The sequence below is a fragment of the Nonomuraea sp. NPDC050022 genome (genome assembly GCF_044460705.1).
GTDB lineage: Bacteria > Actinomycetota > Actinomycetes > Streptosporangiales > Streptosporangiaceae > Nonomuraea.
In genome coordinates this window covers 820,935-840,793 of record NZ_JBITKE010000005.1, presented here as the reverse complement: position 1 = coordinate 840,793, position 19,859 = coordinate 820,935, and the positions used below count along the sequence as shown (strand labels likewise).

The window sequence follows — 19,859 nt, the reverse complement described above, 5'->3', positions numbered from 1 at the left end:
TTTACCTCTGCAGGAAGGCGCCAAACTCTTCCACGTCGATCAGGCCGTCCCCGTCCTTGTCGAGCCTCTCCACCCCGGCGTGCGCGGCCTCCAGCGTGATCGGCTGACCGAGCACCTCCATCAGCCCGACCAGCTCTTCGGCGGAAATCCGGCCGTCATTGTCAACGTCGATCAGATCGAAGGTGATCGTGTAGTCGTCGCTCATGGGTAGCCCTTTCGCGGGATCCGTATCGGTCAGACCTTAGTGGCGCTCTCTCGAAGCGCGTCGATGAATGCCCTGACTTCTCGTCTTTTATCGCCGGAGCGCCAGGCGATGGCCAGCTCACCCGGCGGGAGGCCGGCCACCGGGCGGTAGACCAGGCCCGGCCGCGTGTAGAGCGCGGCGTTGCCCTCGGCCACCAGTACGACGCCCAGTCCGCTGGTCACGGCCTCGAACACCTCTTCAGGCGTGTTGGCCGTGAACCCGATGACCGGTTCGTCGGCCCGGAGGTCGCGGGCGAGCCAGTAGTCGCGCAGCGGCCCGGCCGAGGCGGGCAGCGCGATGAACGGCTCGTCGCGCAGGGCCTCGAACGGGATCTCCGCCAGTCCGGCGAGGGGGTGATCGTCCGGCATGGCCACGCCTCTGCCCTCAGTGGCCAGAACATGCGTGCTCAGCCCCTCCGGCACGGGCAGCCAGATGAAGGCCACGTCGGAGCCGCCGTCGGCCAGGCCGCCGCTGGGGTCGTCCCAGCCGACCAGCCGCAGTGACACCTCCCAGCCGGGCATCGCCGCGCGGAACAGGCGCAGCGCCTCGTGCTGCAGCCCCCGCCCGACGGCCGTCTGCATGCCGATGACCAGGGTGCCCGTGGGCGCGGCGGCCCTGGCGGTCTCCAGCCCGGCGCTCCACCGGTCAAGCAGCTCGCGCGCTACCGGCAACAGCGCCTCGCCCTGCCTGGTGAGGACCACTCCGGTGGGTACGCGCTCGAACACGTCGAAGCCGAGCTGCCGTTCCAGCGCTCTCAGCTGCTTGGACAGCGCGGGCTGCGAGACGAACAGCCGCTCGGCGGCCCTGGTCACATTCAGCTCCTCGGCGACCGCCACGAAATAGCGCAAGTCACGCAAGTGCACGTCCATAACCGATGGTTATAGCAGAAGGACTTGGACGCGCCGCCCGTACCGCAAGCAGGATGAACCACATGAAGACCCGTGAACTTGGCAACAACCTGACGGTCCCCGCGATCGGTTTCGGCGCCATGGTGCTGTCCCCCGGCGTGTACGGCGACATCGACGACACCCGCGCGGAAACGGCGCTCAAGGCGGCACTCGACGCCGGAGCGGTACACATCGACACCAGTGACGCCTACGGCGTGAACGGCCACAACGAACGCCTGGTCGGCCGGGCGATCAAGGGGCGACGCGATGAGGTGGTGGTCGCCACCAAGTTCGGCCTGGCCATCCCGGAGGGTGAGGCGAGCAGGTCGCACCCCGTGGGCTACGCGTTCGGCGAGTTGCGGGTGAACGCCGAGCCGAGGCTGGTCCGCCGCTACGCGGAGCGGAGCCTGCGCAACCTGGACACCGACGTGATCGACCTCTACTACGCGCACTACGTGGACCCGGGCGTACCGATCGAGGAGACGGCCGGGGCGATGGCCGAGCTGGTCGAGGCCGGTCTGGTCAAACACCTCGGCCTGTCGAACGTGACCGCCGACGAGCTGCGCAGGGCACACGCCGTGCACCCGGTGGCGGCCGTACAGAACGAATGGTCGATGTGGCGGCCGGTCGATCCCGACCTCCTCAAGGCGGCCCGCGAGCTGGGCGTGGGGATCGTGGCCTGGAGCCCGCTGGGCAACGGCTTCCTCACCGGCACCGTCCAGCGGCTCGGCGAGGGCGACTTCCGGCACAACGCGCCCCGCTTCTCCGCCGACAACCTGGCGAGCAACAACGACCGCTACGCCCCGATCAGGGACCTGGCCACCCGCCTGGGCATCACCCCGGCCCAGCTGGCGCTGGCCTGGCTGCTGCACCAGTACGAGCACGTGGTGGCCATCCCGGGCAGCCGCACGCCCGCGCACATCGAGGAGAACCTGGCCGCCGCCGACCTCGTCCTGCACCCCGACACGCTGGCCCGCGTCGACGAGGCGCTCGCCGGTTTCGAGGTGACGGGCGGCACACTGCTCTAAAATGATATCTATCTTCCTGCGTGTGCGGTATCGTTTTGGGGAAGGCTGGCTAACGGAAGGGTTCTGTCATGTCCCGAACTGTCATCGACCTCGATGACGAGATGGTGGCCGAGGCCATGCGCATCTACGGCACAAAGACCAAGGCGAAGGCTGTGCGCATGGCCATGGAGGATGCCGTCAAGCGCCATCTCCGTCAGGAGCTCGCGAACGCGATCAAGAGCGGGGAGCTCGACCTCAGCGAGATCGTGGAGAACACCGGTCCCCGCAATGCCGACGGCACCCTTCAGCGCTCCACGCAACAAGGTGCCGCGTGACCGATTACCTCGTTGACAAATCGGCGCTCGCGCGGTGGGGCAATCCCTCCGTCGGCCGGGTTCTGGACGATTTCAGTGACCGGGGCGTCTTGGCCACCTGCGCGGCGGTGGAATGGGAGATGGTCTACAGCGCTCGCAACAAGCCGGACATGGCCCGTATCCGCTTCCTGCTGCGCGGCTTCAACTTTCTCTACTGCGGCGACGAGGTGTTCGAGCGCGTGCTCGAGGTTCAGGGCGTCGCGTTGGAGCGTGGTTTTCACCGTGCCCTGTCCATGGCGGATCTCCTTATCGCCGCCACTGCCGAACGTCACCGGGCGACCGTGCTCCACTACGACGGTGATTTCGATATGGTCGCGTCGATCACCGGCCAGCCCACCCAGTGGGTCGTGCCCACAGGGACAGCGGACCGGGTGCTCTGAATGTGTACGCCGCGCTTTATCACGCAGGAATGCGGATGGCCTCGACCCAGGCGGGCGGGAGCGGCGGATCCGTGCCGATGAGCGCGGCGATGAGGCGGGCCGACGACGGTGCGTCGGGCCACGGAGTGAAGCCGTCGGTCAGCACGATCACGACGCCGACCCGTTCGGGCAGAGCGAGGGCCGCACTGATGCCGACCCGCATGTCCGTGCCACCCCCACCGGCGAGATCCACCTGCTGCGCGGACGTCACCCGAGCGGCGGTCTGTACGTCGGCATCACAGGCGAGCACCGTGACCCGATTACCGCCGACCCCGACCTCCCGCAGTACCCCGGTGACCTCGGCAAGGGCCGCCGCCAGGTCGGCCTCGCCCATGGACCCCGAGGTGTCGATGACGATCGCGACGGCCGGCAGTGGGCGGCGCAGGCTCGGCAGCACGACGCCGCGCAGCGCGGCGGTGCGGCGGGACGGGCGGCGGTAGGTGTAGTCGACCGCCCCGGCGGCCCAGGCGACCGCCTCCCGTACGGCGCCCGCCAGCACGCGGCGCCAGTCGACCGTCGGTTCCAGGATCTGCTCCGCCCAGCGTTGCCAGCCGGCCGGGAGGCTGCCGCGGTTGCGCCGGTGGGCGCGCATCGCCTCGGCGGTATGCCGGCGCAGAGCCTCGACCTCGACCGTGCTGACGCCGCCAGGCCCGCCGTCACCGGTGATCTCCCAATCACCCGGTGAGCCGTGGGCGCCGGAGCCGCAGTCGGAGCAGACGGCGGACGGCGGCAGCCGCGGAAGATACTCCTCGAACAGCCGTCCGGCCGTCAGCCCGAAGGTGCCGGGTTCCACCCGGCCTTCCGGCAGTGCCAGCCCGTCGGCGAGCAGGTCATCGTTGATCTCGCAGTCCTGGGCGACGTTCACGCGCAACCGGTCGCGCTGGTCGGTGGCCGGCAGCCGGTCCGCACGGCCGTGGTGGTCGCGCAGCACGTGCGAAACCTCATGGATCCATACGCCCGCGAGCTCGGGAACGGGCGTCGCCGCGACGAACGCCGGTGACACGTAGCACCGCCAGTGCCGGTCGACGGCCATCGTCGGAACGACGCTGGTCGGCACGACCGTCAGCGAGTAGAGCGCGGAGGCGAGGTACGGCCGGTCGCTCGCGGCACGGTAGCGCGCGGCGAGCAACTTGACCCGGTCGAATTCGGCCACGGGTCAGCGGGCGCTCGGCAGCGCGCCGGACAGCTGGAGCAGATCGAGGAAGGCGTCAATGCCGCTCGGCACCGGCCAGTCGGTGTCGCGCATCGCCGCGAGATCCCCGGCGGCCCGGGCCGCGACGTCGGGTACGCCGGCGTCGACGGCCTTGGCCAGCACCGCCCAGCCGGCCTCCCAGCGCCGCCGCGTGAGGTCGCTCTGCACCGCCGAGACGACGGCCGTCAGGAAGGCGAGCTGCCGGTCGCCTCTCTCCGGTAGTGCGAAGGCGTCCGGACTGGCCAGAACGCGGTCCGGGTCGGGCAGGTCGAGCTGTTCGAGGTAGGCCAGCAGCTCCAGACCTGCGCCGTCGCCCACCGCGCCGATCACCGCGGCCGCGACCGCCTTCTGGTCGGAGCCGGCGGCGTACCCGACCGCCAGCAGGCGCAGCACCATCTCCCAGGTACGCGGCGACGGCCAGGCGCGACCCCGGCTCTCCGCGTCGCCGGGCAGATGATGGGCCAGGCCGGGCCGGGCGGTGAGGAACCCGGAGACCACCCCACGGGCGCGGGCGACCGCGCTGGGCACCCGGGCCGGGTCGATGAGCGGCAGGGGCACGGCCGGCCAGGTGCCGGCCATGCCTCGTGCGACCGTTCGCGGGTCGTGCGTCCACTGCAGGTGGACGAACCGGTTCGCCAGTGGCGGGCTGAGGTGCCAGCCGTCCGCGGCGCTGGACGGCGGGTTGGCGGCGGCGACCACCCGGACCGTCTCCGGGAGCGGCAGGCTGCCGACCCGGCGTTCGAGGACGACCCGCAGCAGCGCCGCCTGTACGGCAGGGGGAGCGGAAGACAGCTCGTCGAAGAACACGACGCCGCGCCCGGCCGATGCCAGCCGCACCGCCCAGTCCGGTGGGGCCATCGGCACCCCGGTGGTGGCCGGATCATCACCGATGATCGGAAGGCCGGCGAAGTCGGAGGGCTCGTGCACGCTCGCGATCACCGTCTCCAGCGGGACGCCGAGCCCGGCGGCCAGCTGCTGGAGGCCGGCGGACTTGCCGATCCCCGGCTCGCCCCACAACAGCACGGGCAGGTTCGCCGACACCGCGAGCGCCAGCGCCTCCAACTGCGGGTTCGCGGCCGGCTCCGTCCGCTGGGAGCCGAGCCGGCGGACCAGCTCATCGGCCGCGGCCAGCGGATCCGGTGTGCGGTTCTCATCGGTGACGTTCAATGTTCCTCGTTCTAACGGTCCCGGTCCAGCAGGAAGTCCAGGTCGGTGCGCTTGTAGGAGCGGATGAGCTGGGGGAGCGACCGGCCCTCGTCGTCGGTGACGTCGGGGTTCGCTCCGGCGGCCAGCAGCGCCCGGACCAGCGCGACGGAGCCGTTGTCCCCGACCGCCACGTGCAGCGCCGTGCGCCGGTTGTGGTCCTCGGCCTCGAGGTCGACCCCGGCCGCCAGCAGGCGCGGCAGCAGAACCTCGTGGTCCAGGTGGATCAGCGCGTGCAGGAGCGTGCGGCGCCGGCCGTCACGGAACCGGGGGTCGACCCCGGCGTCGAGAAGCCTGAGCACTCCCGGCGTGTCACCGTGCTGGGCGCGCGTGTACAGCTCCCGCCGCTGCTCCCGCAAGGCTTTCGGCAGCCGCCCCTTGCCGGAGGACACCGCCTGCGCCACGGCGAAACAGCCGGCGACCGCGCCGCCGAACGCCCGCATCGCCTGCTCGCGCCGCTGCTCGTCCGCGCTGTGCGGCACCCGCAGCGCGCCGTCCTGGAAGGACACCTCGTGCCACTCACCGCGGCAGCGCACCCGAACCCGGGACGGGAGCCGCAGATCCGGCGGTCCGACCGGATCGGCGGGGTCCGCACGCAGCGGGAAGAGCGCGTCCCGGACCAGCGGATGCAGCCGGTCCGGATCCGCGTCGCCGTGCCGGAGTACGTCGAGGTCCGGCAGCCGCCGCCAGCACGCCTCGGGCAGCACCGGGGTACCGGAGATCTCCTCGGGGTCGGTGATCCGGATCCGCAGTTCGCCGACCCACCTGCTGCTTTCGAGCAGCAGGGAGTAGTAGGAATGCGGAATCTGGAAGCGACGCCCGAAGCCCTCGCGGATGAGCAGCCGGATCTCCGGCTCGAGCCTGGTCAGCGCTAACGGGAGTTTCTCCAGGACAGGCAGCGGATCGAGCAGGCCCCAGCGGCGCTTGAGCGGTGACGGATCCAGCGCGAGCCCCGCCGCGGCGAACGCCGCCTCGACCTCCCCTCGCTCATGCAGCAGGGTCACCCATTCGGCGCGGGTCGGCGGGTCGGCGGGACCGGGGTCGGCCGTGGGCAGTTCCTCGGCGGCGCGCCGGGTCCCGTCCGCGTTGAAGAACGGTGGCCGGTCTCCGCCACCATGGCGTTCCAGCAGCGCGCCGCTGTGCCGTACATCCCACAGGTGCCGCAGCATGGTCCAGTTGTGGACGCGCCGATGACCGCCCGAGCTGAAGACATGGTCGATCCGGCCGAAGCACAGGAGTAGCCGCTGCGGCCCGTCCACCATGGAGGGCGTGGTGACGTCCAGATAATGCAGGGCCTTGTCCGCACCTAGGTAACCGCCCAATGTCACCGTCTGGCCGGTGCGGATCGTCGTACGTCCCTCCAGGACGCGGGGCAGATGCCAGCGCAGCAGGTCCGGTGCGAAATGGCGGAGGTCGTCCTCGACGGCGACCGCGACGGCGCCGCCATGCTCCCGGGCGATGCCGGCCAGGTCGAACGCGACGTCGACGTTCGCGGCGGCGCAGGCGCCGCGCCAGTCTCCGTCGAGACGTCGCTCGGTGGCCCGCTCGATCATCCACCGGGGAACGGCGTACCGCAGGATCCGCCGTCGGCTCGACGCCTCGTCCGGTGGGTACGACGGCGTGCGGCGCCGGGCTGCCTCGGGCGCGGGGTTGGGGACTGGCGTGCTGACGGCGTTCACTGTTCCTCAGTGAGTTCCGGATACTCGCGTTCGATCCGATCCTTGATGAAGCCCAGGTCATAGCGATCGAGCATGACGATCAGTCTGTAGAGCGAGACGGCCTCGCCCTGGATCTCGCCGGTCAGGTCGATCCGCGCCCCCGCGGTGAGCAGCGCGTGGACGAGTGCCACCGAACCGTCCCCGCAGATCGCGGAGAACAGTGGCGTGCGCTGGTCCTCATCTCTGGCATCGATGTCCAGGCCCGCCGCCAGGAGCCGCCCGAGCAGACCATCATGGTCGAGGTGTCGCAGCCGGTGGGTCAGCTCGCCCTTTCGAGGGCTGGGCACCCTCGGATCGACGCCGGGATCGAGCAGGTGCAGCATGTGGAGCAGGGTGCGCTGTCGGCCATCACGGACGCGTGGATCCACGCCGGCGTCCAGCAGTCGTAGGACTCCCGGGAGGTCGCCGTGCTGGGCCCGCGCGAAAAGGTCCCTTCGCTGGTCGCGCAGGGCCTTGGGCAGCCGTCCGGTTCCGGACGTCCACGCGTGCCGTGCGGCGAAGCATCCGGCGATCGCGCCTCCGAAGACCCGCATGGCGTCCTCCCGCTGCTGCTCCTCCGCGCTGTGCGGAATGTGCAGGACGCCGTCACGGAAGGACGCCTCGTGCCACTCGCCGCGGCAGCGGATCCGGGTCGGCTTCGGGAGCTCCGGGTCGGCCGCAGGAACGCCGGGTACGGCGCGGCTCGGGAACAGGGCTTCGTGTACGAGCGGATGGAGCCGCTCCGGCGGATAGCCGTCCCGCAGCAGGTCAAGGTCGGGCAGGCGGCGCCAGCACGCTTCGGGGAGCACTATGTCCGCGGGCTCCGTGCCCGTCTCGAATTTGACGACTCGGACGCGCAGACCCGCATCCGATCCGTCGGTCTCGAACAGGATCGCCGCGTACTGCCGGTAGGGAAGCCAGAAACGGCCGGTTCCCACCGAGGCGGCGAGGCGACGGATCTCCGCCTCCACCCGGGTCAAGGCGAGGGGCATCCGCGCGAGAACGTCGAGCGGATCAACGCGATTCACCCCGTAATAGGGATCGAGCTCGAGCGGCGCGGCGTCCAGGTCGATGCCGGCGGCTGCGAACGCCGCTTCGACCTCGCCACGTTCGTGCAGCAGCGTGACCCACTCGGTGAGCGACGCCGGGTCGGCGCGGCCAGGGTCGGCCGTGGGAAGCTCTTGCGCCCCGCGCGGTGTGCCGTCACCGTGGAAGAACGGAGCCCGCGCCTTGTCACCACCGCAGCGTTCACGCAGGTCGTCGCTATGGCGCACATCCCACAGGTGACGCGACGAGCTCCAGTCCTGGACGATGTCGCGCCAGAACGCGCAGTACGCCCAGTCGGTCTCCAGATAGGTGTCCTGCTGGTCAACCGGCCCGACATGCAGGCGCAGCCGCTGCGGACCGTGGACCATCCAGCGGGGCGTCTGGAGGTACAGGTACGGGGCGTCTGCGGCCCCGCCCGGCTTTCCCAGGACCATCACCTGGTCGGGCACGATCGTCGTACGCCCACGATCCAGGCGGGGCAGGTGCCAGCGCAGCAGGTCCGGGGCGAAGTTGCGCAGGTCGTCCTCGAGCGCCGTGGCGACGGCGTCGCCGTGCTCATTCGCGATCTCGGCCAGGTCGAAGGTGACATCGATGTTGGCGGCGGCGCAGGCGCCACGCCAGTCGCCCGCGAGCCGTCGTTCGGTCGCCTGCTCGACCATCCACGGGGGCACCGCGTACCGCCGTATCCGCCGCAACCGGGACGCCTCGTGTGGCGGATACGAACGGGACGGCGTACGAGGTGGCGGACCGGCCGGTGAGGGCGCCGCGCTCACCGGTAGAGGCTCCCGATCGCGTGCAGGTCCGGATGGGTCCGGGCGGCGGGACGCAGCCGTGGCGCCAGCGCGCGCTTCACCTGGCGGGGCACGCCGGGGCCGAACCCGACGTATTCCAGCCGGGTGTCGTCGGGTACGGCGGCCAGCAGAGCCTTGGCGCCACGGCCGGTGATCCCGGTCCGGCGCAGCTCCAACCGGCGCAGTGGGCTGCCGGGCAGAGCCGCGGCCAGCACGGCCGCGCCCGTGTCTCCGGTGACGTTCGCGGGCGCGCCGAGGCTCCGCTCCGATGGCGGACGTCCCAGGTCCAGTGCCTCGATGCCGCTGAGCGCGTCGGCCAGCGCGCGGGCACCGTCCGGCCCGATGCCGTTGCCACCGAGGCCCAGGCGCACCGGCCGGGCGGGATCGGCCGCCGCGGCGAGCGTGGCCGCACCGGCGTCGCCGAGATGGTTCGCCGGAAGGTAGAGCTCGCGTACCCCGGCGTCCCGGATCAGCGCGGCCAGCAAGTCGCCGGACTCCGCGCCCAGCCCGTTGCCGCCCAGAAACAGCCGCTCGACCGGATGCGACCGCTCGGTGAGCACAGCCAGCAGCGCCCGCAGCCCCTCCTGCGTGAGCCCGGTGTTGACCAGGTCGAGCGTGCGGATCGTGGTGTTCCGGCGGAGCATCGCGGCGAGGGCGAGAACTCCGTCGTCGCCCACCGGGTTCCGCTTGAGCCACAGGGCGCGCACGGTGGTGTCCGTGGCCAGCCGACCGGCGAGCGCCCCGGCGCCCGCCGCGTCGATGCGGTTGCAGCCGAGGTAGAGGGTCTCCAGGCCGTGGCCGGGAACGAGCGCGTCGGCGATGGTCCGGGCGCCGTCGTTGCCGATGGCGTTGGTGCCCAGCAGCAGATGGACGGCGTGCGGCGAGGCCACCGCGACCGGGAGCAGCCGCGCCGCACCAGCCGGGCCGAGGCCCTGCTTGCACAGATCGACTCGACCATCGGGCCGTACGGTGCCGACCGGGAAGGTCTCGTCGGCCGCCACCCGGGTCGGTGCGGCCAGCCGGGCGACCAGCGGATCCAGGTCCGCCGGATCGGCCGGCGGCACGTCAAGGTGCTCGATCGCGGGGCAGCGTACGGGCGTCGGCTCCATCATCACCAATCCACCGGTCGGTAGTCCTTCAAGAACAGGCCGGACACCCGGTCCCCGCCCACACCGCGCACGATCGGGTCGTAGACCCGGGCGGCGCCGTCGATGACGTCCAGCGGCGGGCGGAATCCCGCCGCCCGCTGCGCGATCTTGTCCGGATGGGGGCGTTCGTCGGTGACCCAGCCGGTGTCGACGCTGTTCATGTAGATGCCCGAGGCCGCGTAGTCCGCGGCGGCGGTGCGGGTCAGCATGTTCAGGGCGGCCTTGGCCATGTTGGTGTGCGGATGGCGGACGGTCTTCTGCTCCCGGGAGAAGCTGCCCTCCATCGCCGAGACCTGTACGACGTACCGGTCCGGCCACGGCGAGGCCTCGAGCAGACCGCGCAGCCGGGACGTCAGCAAGAACGGCGCGAAGGAGTTCACCAATTGGACCTCCAGCCACTCGGCCGGGTCCACCTCGTGCAGCCGGAGACTCCAGCTGTTGCGATCGCGCAGGTCCAGCGGCTGACCGGTCTCGTCCATCTGCCCGGCGGGGAACAGCTCCTCCAGGGTGTCCCGCCGCGTGACGGCCTGCCCAGAGTCCGAGGGAACCGCGACCGCCGGCGCGGGTTCCAGCCGCGTGGCGACGGCGGGCGAGACCGTCCCCGACACGTCCGCCACGTCGATCCGCGCGGCCAGGCCGCTCAGCGGCGCGCGCTCCGCCGCGCGCACCTCGCGGTGGTACGCGCCGGGTCGGCGGATCGTCTGGGCCGCGTTGTTGACGAGGATGTCGAGATGACTGAACCGCCGCTCAACGGACTCCAGCAGACCCGCGACGGCCGCCAGGTCGAGCAGGTCGACACCGTGGACGTGGACCCGGTCCAGCCAGGCTTCGGCGTCGGGCACGGCCGCGAATCGACGGGCGGCATCCCGTGGGAAGCGGGTGGTTACCAGGACGTCCGCGCCGTCGCGCAGCAGCTTCAGCGTCAGCTGGAAACCGATCTTCACCCGTCCCCCGGTCACGATCGCCCGGCGGCCACGTAGATCGCAGCGAGCGTGCCGACGGGCCACGTTCTCCTCGGCGCAATCCGGGCACAGCAGGTGGTATTCCGGATGCACCTGCTGGTAGGCGGACTTGCAGACGTAACAGCGTCGCGTGCCCACCAGCGGGCGCCGGGTCGGCGCGTCACCCGTCGGGGCCGCCGGCGGGACGAGCGCGGGGGATGGATCCTGCTCTCGATAGCGCGCCGTGGCCGCCGTGGCCTCGTGATCGCGTCGCCTGCGCTCGGCGTGCCGCGACGCCTTTCGGGTCTTCTTCCCCGCCCGGTACAGGTGCGCCGCGGCCTCGTGCACGGCCGCCCATCGAGGATCGGCCGGGTCCGCCGCGCGTGCCTGGGCCATCACCCGCAGGCAGGTCTCGACCTCAGCCGGGTTGGGGAGGATTCCTGAGTCGGGCGGCGGTGTCCCGGTCAAGTCAGGATCGACGACCGACACCCACACCCCCACCGATGACGCCCACGATTTAGGGCAAGGCTGGTCGGATTCGAACCGACGTCCTCCAACCTGCTGTAAGGCGCGACGACCTCTGCGCTACAGCCTTGCCGCTGGAGATCTTAGCGACATTCAATGGCCACTACGGGTGTATGGGACCTGTCCGGCTTATGTGGATGAGAGCCGCGTTCCGGCACGCTGCTCTGAATGTGTGCGCCGCCGCTGGGTAGCGGTGGCCTCATGCGACTGACCTACACGTCTGATCTGTGGTGGAAAAATGCCGTTGTCTACTGTCTCGACGTCGAGACCTTCAAGGACGGCAACGACGACGGGGTCGGCGACTTCCGGGGGCTCACGCAGGAGATCGACTACCTGGCGGGGCTCGGGGTCACCTGTCTGTGGCTGATGCCGTTCTTCCCCACCCCCAACAGGGACGACGGCTACGACATCACCGACTTCTACGCCATCGACCCGAGGCTCGGGACCCTGGGCGACTTCGTGGAGTTCATGCGGACCGCCAAGGATCGCGGCCTGCGGGTGATCGCGGACCTGGTCGTGAACCACACCTCCGACCAGCATCCCTGGTTCATCGAGTCGCGCTCCAGCAAGAAGTCGCCGAAGCGCGACTGGTACGTCTGGTCGGACAAACCGGAACCCGACGACCCCAAGCAGGTGGTCTTCCCCGACAAGGAGGACAGCATCTGGCAGCTCGACACCTCCACCGGCCAGTACTACCTGCACAGCTTCTACCGCCACCAGCCCGACCTGAACGTCAGCAACCCCGAGGTCCGCGATGAGATCGCCCGGATCCTGGGCTTCTGGATGGAGCTCGGGCTGTCGGGGTTCAGGGTCGACGCCGTGCCGTTCCTCATCGAGAACGTCCAGCCCCAACTGGCCGACCCGCACGAGTTCCTGGCGGACCTGCGCGCCTTCATGACCCGCCGCGAGGGCGCCTCGGTGCTGCTCGGCGAGGTCAACCTGCCCTACAAGGGCCTGCTCTCGTACTTCGGCGACGGGCTCGGCGACCAGCTCACCATGTGCTTCGACTTCATCGGCATGCAGCGCGCGTGGCTGTCGCTGGCGCGCGGCGAGGCCGCGCCGCTCGCCGACGCGCTCAGCTCTCGCCCCAGACCGCCCAAGGACTGCCAGTGGGCGATGTTCCTCCGCAATCACGATGAGCTGACGCTGGACAAGCTCACGGACAAGGAACGCCAGGAGATTTTCCAGGCGTTCGGCCCCGAGGAGGACATGCAGATCTACGGCCGTGGCCTGCGCAGACGCCTGCCGACCATGATGGGCGGGGACATGCGCCGCATCAAGATGGCCTACAGCCTGCTCTTCTCCCTCCCAGGCACCCCGGTCATGTTCTACGGCGAAGAGATCGGCATGGGGGAGAACCTCAAGGCGGAGGGCCGCATGGCCGTACGGACGCCGATGCAGTGGTCACCGGACGGCGGCTTCACCCGGGGCACCCCCGAACGCGAGATGCCGGACGCCGCCTTCGCGCCCGCCCGCATCAACGTGGCCGACCAGAAGCGGAACAATGACTCGTTGCTGCGCTGGTTCCAGCTGCTCATCGAGCGCTACCGGGAGTGCCCCGAGCTGGCCTGGGGCGACTGTACGGTGCTGGAGACGGCCGATCCGGCGATCCTGGCGCACCGCTGCGACGCCGACGGCGCCACGGTGGTGGCGATCCACAACCTCGGCGAGACCGCCCAGGACGTGGAGCTGAAGCTGGTGGGCTTGGAGACGCACACGCTCACGGACCTCCTGGTGGACGGGACACTGGAGGTCTCGGAGGACGGTGTGGCCCGGCTGACGATGGACCCGCACGGCTGCCGCTGGCTGCGCGCCTCCCCGAAGGAGATCCCCGCCGAGGACGCTTCGGTCAAGTCCCACTGACGTGACGAGGGGCCGTAATCCATGGGTTACTTGCCGCAATTACTGTCCACGCCATGCACACCATGAAGCTTGGGGCCGTCGCGCTGACCGCGCTGGCCCTGATGGGCGTACCCGCGAACGCGACCGGTGACAAGACCGTCACCGTCACCGTGATGGGCACCTCCGACATCCACGGCAACGTCCTCAACTGGGACTACTACAAGGACGCGGCCTACGCCGACAGCGCCGGCAACAACGTCGGCCTGGCCAAGGTGTCGACGCTGGTCAACAAGGTGCGAGCGGAGCGTGGCGCCGGCCGGACGCTGCTGTTCGACTCGGGTGACACCATCCAGGGCACCCCGCTGGCGTACTACTACGCCAAAGTCGAGCCGATCACCAAGAACGGCCCGGTCCACCCGATGGCCAAGGCCATGAACGCCATCGGCTACGACGCCGTCACCCTGGGGAACCACGAGTTCAACTACGGCCTGCCCCTGCTGGCCACCTGGATCCACCAGATGAAGGCCCCGGTGCTCGGCGCGAACGCCGTCAGCGCGAAGACCGGCCGGCCCGCCTACCTGCCGTTCGTGATCAAGACCATGAACGTCAAGGGCGACAAGCCGGTCAAGGTGGGTGTGCTCGGCCTGACCAACCCGGGTGTCGCGATCTGGGACAAGGCGAACGTCGAAGGCAAACTCCGCTTCACCGACCTGGTGGCGTCGGCCAAGAAGTGGGTGCCGATCATCCGTGGCCTGGGCGCCGACGTGGTCGTGGTGACCGCGCACGCGGGCGACAACGGCATGTCGTCGTACGGCGGCGACCTGCCCGTGGAGAACGCCTCCGCCATGGTCGCCGAGCAGGTGCCGGGCATCGACGCGGTGCTGTTCGGGCACGCGCACAACGACGTGGCCCAGCGGTTCGTCACGAACCAGGCCACCGGCAAGCAGGTCCTGCTCACCGAGCCGAGCAAGTGGGGCCAGCGCCTCAGCGTGATCGACTTCCAGCTCGCCAAGCAGCGCGGCAGATGGACGGTCACCGGCAAGTCCTCGGCCACGCTCAACACGAACACGGTCGCCGAGGACCCGAAGATCACCGCCCTGCTCAAGCCGCAGCACGACGCCACGGTCGGCTACGTCAACAAGGTCGTGGCCAAGTCGTCGGAGCAGCTCTCGGCCGCCGAGTCCCCCTACAAGGACACCCCGATCCTCGACTACATCCAGCAGGTCCAGGTCGAGACCGTCAAGCAGGCGCTGCCGGACAACCAGCTCCCGGTCCTGTCGATCGCCGCGCCGTTCAGCCGCACCGCCGTCTTCCCCGCCGGCGACATCCGGGTCCGTGATGTGGCCGGGCTGTACGTGTACGACAACACGCTGCTGGCCGTGAAGCTGACGGGCGCCCAGATCAAGGACTACCTGGAGTACTCCGCCAAGTACTTCAACCAGCTGGCGCCCGGTGACCCCGTGGACGTCGCCAAGCTCACGAACGCCGGCAACACGCCGGACTACAACTACGACCAGCTGTCGGGCGTGTCGTACGACATCGACATCGCCAAGCCGGTGGGCCAGCGGATCGCGAACCTCACCTACGAGGGCGCGCCGGTGCCGGCGGGCAAGGAGTTCGTGGTCGCGATCAACAACTACCGGCAGTCAGGTGGCGGCGGGTTCCCGCACGTCGCGGGCGCGCCGGTCCTGTACAACGCCCAGGTGGAGATCCGCCAGGCGCTGATCGACTACGCGACCGCGAAGGGCACGATCAACCCGGCCGACTTCGCCGCCGCCAACTGGCGCCTGACGCGTGACGGCGCGCCGGTCTTCTGATGTACGGGCCGATGGGCTGAGGCGCGGATGCGTCTCAGCCCATCGTCCAGCGACGCAGTTTGTCGGGGTTGCGGACCACCCAGATGCGCTTGATCCGATCATCCACGACCTCGAACGCGAACACCGTCACGGTGATGCCGTCTTCCTGAGCCACCAGACCGGGCTGACCGTTGACCGTACGTTCCAGGAACGTCATGTTGTTCATCACCCGGCCGGCCAGCTCGATCCAGGCGTGCGCGACCTGCTCGCCGCCTTCGATGGGGTGCAGGAAGGTGATGGCAGAGCCGCCGCCGTCGGCGATCGCCGTGGCGTCGGGGTCGAGCAGGCCGATGAGGGCGTCGATGTCCTTGGCCTGCCATGCCTGCTTGAAGTCCCTGACGACGCCGGCGCGCTGGGCCGCCGGAGTCGCGGAAGGCCGCGCGGCCCGGATGCGGCGGCGGGCAGAGGAGGCCAGCTGGCGGCAGGCCGCCGGGGTACGGCCGACGATCTCGGCCACTTCGGCGAAGGAGTGGCAGAAGACGTCGTGCAGGATGAACGCGACGCGCTCGGCCGGGGTCATCGATTCGAGCACGATCAGGAAGGCCAAGTTGACCGACTCATCCAGGGTGACCCGGTCGGCCGGGTCGACCGCGGTGTCGCCCGGCCGCCACTCCGTATGTTCGGGCAGCGGCTCAGGGATCCATTCGCCCACGTAGGTCTCACGCCGTGACCGGGCCGAGCCGAGCAGGTTGAGGCAGATACGGCTGGTGACCGTCGTCAGCCAGGCGCCGGGGGACTCGATGGCGTCCTGCTGCTGCCGGGTCATGGCGTACCAGCGGGTGTAGGCCTCTTGGACGGCATCCTCGGCCTCGGCCAGGGAGCCCAGGAGCCGGTACGCGACGTTGATCAGCTGACGCCGCTCGCTCATGATCGCGCTCAGTCCCGGATCGGGTGGGGTGGTCATGGTGTAGCCGGCTCCTTTGGTCGCATCCGCCCTCACCAGTTTCGACAAGACAGCGCACCGGAATGTGAGGTCGTGGTGTCGACGTACGTGGTCACCACGTGGTGCCCGCGTACCCGGCACGTGGTCGGCACGGATGCCTCCCGCCCTGCCTGAACGGCAGGCTCGATACCGAATCGCCGGCTTCCCAAGCCAGCTGATCCGGAAGGAAAGACATGAGCAAGGTCATCAGCGCCCACGCCGTCTCGGTCGACGGCTACATCACCGGCCGCGACCCCGGCGCCGGACGCGGCCTCGGCGACGCGAACATGCTGTTCGACTGGTACTTCAACGGCGACACACCCAGCCAGACGTTCGACGGATTCAACCTAAGCGAGCCCAGCGCCCGCCTCTTCGACACTCTTGCAGGAGGCGTGGGTGCGATCGTGGCCGGCCGCAACACCTACGAGGACTCCGACCACTTCGGCGGCGGCAGCCCGCACCCGGCAGCCCCGCTGATCCTCCTCAGCCACCGACCGGCCCCAGAAATCACCGAGCGGCAGACCCTGATCACCACCGGCATCCAGGACGCGATCGCGGTCGCCCGCCAGTTCGCCGACGGCAACGACGTCGGCCTCATGGGCGGTGGCGTGCTGGCCGCCGCACTGGAAGCGGGCCTCGTCGACGAGGTGATCCTCCACCAGGTGCCCATCCTGCTGGGCGCCGGCCGCCCCTTCTTCCAGGAGCTCCCGAAACACCTGCACCTCCGTCTGTTGGAGGCCATCCCGGCGCCCGGCGTGACCCACCTGCGTTACGAGGTGGTCCGATGATCCTCATCACCGGAGGGCTCGGCATGATCGGCGCCCACACCGCCCGCGCCCTCGTCGACCTCGGACACGAGGTCGTCGTGACCGCGCACCGCCGTACCGAGGTCCCCTCGTTCCTGGCCGGCCGGGTCACCGTGGAATCCTTGGACGTCACCGACCGGGACGCCTTCCTGGCCTTGGCCGATCGCCACGACATCAGCGACATCGTCCATCTCGCCGGCGGCATCCCTGACAAGGACCCGGTCGGCTACTTCCGTACGGACACGATGGGCCTGCTCAACGCGCTGGACGCCGCCCGCGCCTGGGGCGTGCGCAGGTTCGCCGTCGCCAGCAGCCTCGGCGTGTACATCGGCGCGGCCGAGACCCGCTGGCACGAAGAGCTCGCGCTGCCCACCGCGGACCTGCCGCACCTGATCATCGCCTTCAAGAAGGCCGTCGAGCCGCTCACCACGCACAGCCTCCAGGGCAGCGGCGTCCAGCCGGTCGTGCTCCGGATCGGGAGCATCTGGGGACCGCTGATGGACCCGGAATCACCGTTCAACCCCATCCCGCCGTACATCAACGCCGCACTCCGTGGCGAGGAGCCGCAGCCGCTGTACGCCGACGACGGCGGCGACAGCTGCTACGCACCCGACGCCGGGCGCGCCATCGCCCTGCTGATGACCGCGGAAACCCTGCGGCACACCACCTACAACGTCTCTAGCGGCCGGCCGTTCACCAACCGCGAGCTCGTGGACGCCGTACGGGCGATCACCCTCGGCCCGCGACCCGACCCGCAGCCCGACCCGCAGCCCGGCCTTGTGCCCGGACGGCGGAACGGCCCCGGCGACGACCCCTACCTCGACACCACCCGGCTCACCCAGGACACCGGCTTCACGCCGGCCTTCGACGTCGCCAGGGCGGTCGCCGACTACGTCGCCTGGCGCGCCGACAACCCCCGCTGAACGGGCACTCTCAGCGCATCCTCACATTCAGCGGGGTTGTGTTGTCGAACCGCTGAGACGAACACACCACCCTCGAAGCCGTCGTACATCGGCTTCGGGGCGACCAGGAGGAAACCGATGAGTGACTTTCAGGCCATCGCTGACCGCGTCGAGATCGAGGCGCTGCGCGCCGAGTTCACCGACGCGGCGATGATGCGCGACCGGGCCCGCCTCGCGTCCCTGTTCACCCACGATGGCGCGCTGCGGATGCCCAATATCCCGGCCGAGATGGTCGGCCGGGAGGAGATCCGCTCCGTGGGCGAGCAACTGCAGAGTCAGTGGGACTTCTTCGTGCAGAACACGCACCCGGGCACGATCCAGTTGGACGGCGACACGGCGTCCGGCCGCGCCTACATGCAAGAGCTCGCACGTACCCTCGACGGCCGCGAGGGGCTGAACTACGCCGTCTACCACGACAGCTACCAGCGCACCGGCGACGGCTGGAAGTTCAGCGAGCGGGTCTACGAGGTCAGATATCTCGACACCACCCCACTGGCAGGCTCGGCTCCACTGGCAGGCTCAGCGCGCGGCACGGCCGAGGCGCCCGTTGACCCGCCGGCGACACCGTTCGCCGACCCGGCATCTGAGCAGCGCCTGGAGCGGACGGCCGCCGCCCTGACCGCACACGGTTTCACCGTGGAAATCCTCGACGACGCCGCCGCCGCTCGTACCCGCGTAAAGGATCTGATCCCGGAGGGCGCCAGCGTGTTCACCGGGGCCAGCGAGACCCTCCGCCTGTCCGGCATCGATGAGGACATCAACACCAGCGGGCGATACAAGTCCGTCAAGGCAAGCAGCACGACCATGGACCGCACTACCCAATTGGCCGAGATCTGGCGAATGATCGCCTGCCCCGACGTCATCGTGGGCAGCGTCGCCGCGGTGACCGAAACCGGATCCCTGGTGGCCGCCTCGGCCAGCGGCAGCCAACTGGCCGGCTACTCGGGCGCCGCGCCCCGCGCGATCTGGATCGTCGGGGCCCAGAAGGTGGTCCCCGACCTGGGCACCGCGCTGCGGCGCGTCGAAGCCCACTGCCTTCCGCTGGAGAACGAACGGGCCATGAAGGCGTACGGGCAGCCCAGCGCTCTGAACCGCGTTCTCATCCTCAACGCGGAACCCCACCCAGGGCGCGGCACCGTCCTGCTGCTCCGCGAAGCCATCGGATTCTGAACCACCAGGAGCCGTCATGATGCACGACTTCACCAGTCGAGAGTGACGGGCCGTTCGTGCCGCACTCCTTGGAGCAGGTCTTTCAGTAGTACGGCCAAGCCGGGCGGAAAGACCCGCTCCGTGGTCGTATCGAGTTCGGTGGCGGTCCACCATCGGTGCCCGAATCCGTCATCTCCAGATCCGGAAACCTCCGCTGTTGGGACTCGGGCGAAGAAGTACGTGTGCACGGTGTAGTAGCGGCTTCCCTGAACGGACCACTCTCCCTCGTTGACGGCTACCGGTTCGCCCAGGTCTTGGCGCGTGATGATGAAGCCGGTTTCTTCGTACACCTCTCGACAGGCCGCTTCGGCCGCTGATTCGCCTGGCTCGATCCCGCCGCCAGGCATGTGCCATGCGGGCTCGTGGGGCCAGGGGTCCGGCGGGACGAAGCGGAACATCAGCACGCGGTCCGCGGGGTCGACGAGGATGACACGTGCCGTGGGGCGCTTCGTGATCATTTGTCCGAGGCTACCGGCAACTCGGAGACGGCTTCCGTCACGGCACTAGCAGGCGTGACGGCGCCGTCCCTCCAGATTTCGCCGCCACGCCCGTTCTAGCGGGCTCTTCCGGACAACAATCCCGTCCAGATCGCCCGAGCCTCATTGATCGGCCGGATAGAGCTCTCATGTACTTCGTGGCTGCGGTCGCGTTGGATGGCCCGGCGGATGATCGCCTGCCCCGCCCAGCGTCGGTCCAGGTGGGAGCACCTGTCAGGTGTGGGGATCTATGGGAATTCGGGCGTGAACCAGGCGTTCATGACTCTCGGTCAGGCTCGTATCCCAGGCGC

18 protein-coding genes and 1 tRNA gene are annotated in these 19,859 nt (G+C 69.8%); 8 read left to right on the top strand and 11 right to left on the bottom strand.

What is annotated here, in order from left to right; translation table 11 throughout:
• Position 1: 1 nt before the first annotated feature.
• Positions 2-205, bottom strand: coding sequence for an EF-hand domain-containing protein (locus ACIBO2_RS25455; protein ID WP_358545666.1), 204 nt, complete (start codon positions 203-205; stop codon positions 2-4).
• A gap of 29 nt (positions 206-234) precedes the next feature.
• Positions 235-1,113, bottom strand: coding sequence for a LysR family transcriptional regulator (locus ACIBO2_RS25450; protein WP_358545665.1), 879 nt, complete (start codon positions 1,111-1,113; stop codon positions 235-237).
• Between the two features lie 62 nt (positions 1,114-1,175).
• Between ACIBO2_RS25450 and ACIBO2_RS25445 the strand changes: the two genes are divergently transcribed.
• The 3 genes from ACIBO2_RS25445 (at position 1,176) to ACIBO2_RS25435 (ending at position 2,892) form a co-directional block, all read left to right on the top strand.
• Positions 1,176-2,159, top strand: coding sequence for an aldo/keto reductase (locus tag ACIBO2_RS25445; protein WP_397299776.1), 984 nt, complete (start codon positions 1,176-1,178; stop codon positions 2,157-2,159).
• Between the two features lie 68 nt (positions 2,160-2,227).
• The gene (locus ACIBO2_RS25440; protein WP_358545663.1) at positions 2,228-2,473 is read left to right on the top strand and encodes a type II toxin-antitoxin system VapB family antitoxin; all 246 of its coding nucleotides are present in this window, start codon (positions 2,228-2,230) and stop codon (positions 2,471-2,473) included.
• Complete coding sequence (locus ACIBO2_RS25435) at positions 2,470-2,892, top strand: PIN domain nuclease (protein WP_358545661.1); 423 nt, start codon at positions 2,470-2,472, stop codon at positions 2,890-2,892. The genes ACIBO2_RS25440 and ACIBO2_RS25435 overlap by 4 nt, the downstream gene beginning before the upstream one ends.
• 19 nt (positions 2,893-2,911) lie before the next feature.
• Here ACIBO2_RS25435 and ACIBO2_RS25430 read toward each other — a convergent pair whose 3' ends face one another.
• The 7 genes from ACIBO2_RS25430 to ACIBO2_RS25400 all read right to left on the bottom strand — a co-directional run bounded on the left by ACIBO2_RS25430 (position 2,912) and on the right by ACIBO2_RS25400 (position 11,545).
• Positions 2,912-4,084, bottom strand: coding sequence for a VWA-like domain-containing protein (locus ACIBO2_RS25430; RefSeq protein WP_358545659.1), 1,173 nt, complete (start codon positions 4,082-4,084; stop codon positions 2,912-2,914).
• Positions 4,085-4,087: 3 nt separating this feature from the next.
• Positions 4,088-5,290: an AAA family ATPase gene (locus ACIBO2_RS25425; RefSeq protein WP_397299771.1), complete on the bottom strand. Its 1,203-nt coding sequence runs from the start codon at positions 5,288-5,290 to the stop codon at positions 4,088-4,090.
• Positions 5,291-5,301: 11 nt separating this feature from the next.
• On the bottom strand, positions 5,302-7,005 hold the full coding sequence (locus ACIBO2_RS25420; RefSeq protein ID WP_397299769.1) for an ankyrin repeat domain-containing protein: 1,704 nt from the start codon (positions 7,003-7,005) through the stop codon (positions 5,302-5,304).
• Positions 7,002-8,765 carry a hypothetical protein gene (locus tag ACIBO2_RS25415; RefSeq protein ID WP_397299766.1) on the bottom strand — a complete coding sequence of 588 codons (1,764 nt, stop codon included), beginning with the start codon at positions 8,763-8,765 and terminating at the stop codon, positions 7,002-7,004. The genes ACIBO2_RS25420 and ACIBO2_RS25415 overlap by 4 nt, the downstream gene beginning before the upstream one ends.
• 74 nt (positions 8,766-8,839) lie before the next feature.
• Positions 8,840-9,973 (bottom strand): gala protein, encoded by a 1,134-nt coding sequence (locus ACIBO2_RS25410; RefSeq protein ID WP_358545654.1) that lies wholly within the window; start codon positions 9,971-9,973, stop codon positions 8,840-8,842.
• Positions 9,973-11,439, bottom strand: a complete 1,467-nt coding sequence (locus tag ACIBO2_RS25405) for an SDR family NAD(P)-dependent oxidoreductase (protein ID WP_358545652.1) — start codon at positions 11,437-11,439, stop codon at positions 9,973-9,975. Before ACIBO2_RS25405 ends, ACIBO2_RS25410 begins: the two co-directional genes overlap by 1 nt.
• Before the next feature lie 34 nt (positions 11,440-11,473).
• Positions 11,474-11,545 (bottom strand) — tRNA-OTHER (locus ACIBO2_RS25400).
• Positions 11,546-11,676: 131 nt separating this feature from the next.
• Here ACIBO2_RS25400 and ACIBO2_RS25395 point away from each other — a divergent pair.
• Together ACIBO2_RS25395 and ACIBO2_RS25390 are read left to right on the top strand one after the other, a co-directional pair.
• Entirely contained in the window at positions 11,677-13,338 is a 1,662-nt protein-coding gene (locus tag ACIBO2_RS25395; RefSeq protein WP_358545650.1) for an alpha-amylase family protein, read from the top strand.
• A 53-nt stretch (positions 13,339-13,391) separates the two neighbouring features.
• On the top strand, positions 13,392-15,134 hold the full coding sequence (locus tag ACIBO2_RS25390) for a bifunctional metallophosphatase/5'-nucleotidase (RefSeq protein ID WP_397299762.1): 1,743 nt from the start codon (positions 13,392-13,394) through the stop codon (positions 15,132-15,134).
• Positions 15,135-15,168: 34 nt separating this feature from the next.
• On the opposite strand, the gene sigJ is transcribed toward ACIBO2_RS25390, so the two are convergent.
• Complete coding sequence (sigJ, locus tag ACIBO2_RS25385; RefSeq protein ID WP_358545646.1) at positions 15,169-16,077, bottom strand: RNA polymerase sigma factor SigJ; 909 nt, start codon at positions 16,075-16,077, stop codon at positions 15,169-15,171.
• 212 nt (positions 16,078-16,289) lie between these two features.
• Here sigJ and ACIBO2_RS25380 point away from each other — a divergent pair, with 212 nt between their 5' ends.
• From ACIBO2_RS25380 to ACIBO2_RS25370, 3 genes are all read left to right on the top strand, one after another.
• Positions 16,290-16,883 carry a dihydrofolate reductase family protein gene (locus tag ACIBO2_RS25380; protein ID WP_397299760.1) on the top strand — a complete coding sequence of 198 codons (594 nt, stop codon included), beginning with the start codon at positions 16,290-16,292 and terminating at the stop codon, positions 16,881-16,883.
• Entirely contained in the window at positions 16,880-17,824 is a 945-nt protein-coding gene (locus ACIBO2_RS25375) for an NAD(P)-dependent oxidoreductase (protein WP_358545643.1), read from the top strand. Before ACIBO2_RS25380 ends, ACIBO2_RS25375 begins: the two co-directional genes overlap by 4 nt.
• Positions 17,825-17,941: 117 nt before the next feature.
• The gene (locus ACIBO2_RS25370; protein ID WP_358545641.1) at positions 17,942-19,033 is read left to right on the top strand and encodes a nuclear transport factor 2 family protein; all 1,092 of its coding nucleotides are present in this window, start codon (positions 17,942-17,944) and stop codon (positions 19,031-19,033) included.
• Positions 19,034-19,062: 29 nt separating this feature from the next.
• Here the strand turns inward: ACIBO2_RS25370 and ACIBO2_RS25365 are convergent, their stop codons facing one another.
• A complete protein-coding gene (locus ACIBO2_RS25365; protein ID WP_358545639.1) occupies positions 19,063-19,530 on the bottom strand; it encodes an NUDIX domain-containing protein in 468 nt (155 codons plus the stop codon).
• Positions 19,531-19,859 lie beyond the last annotated feature (329 nt).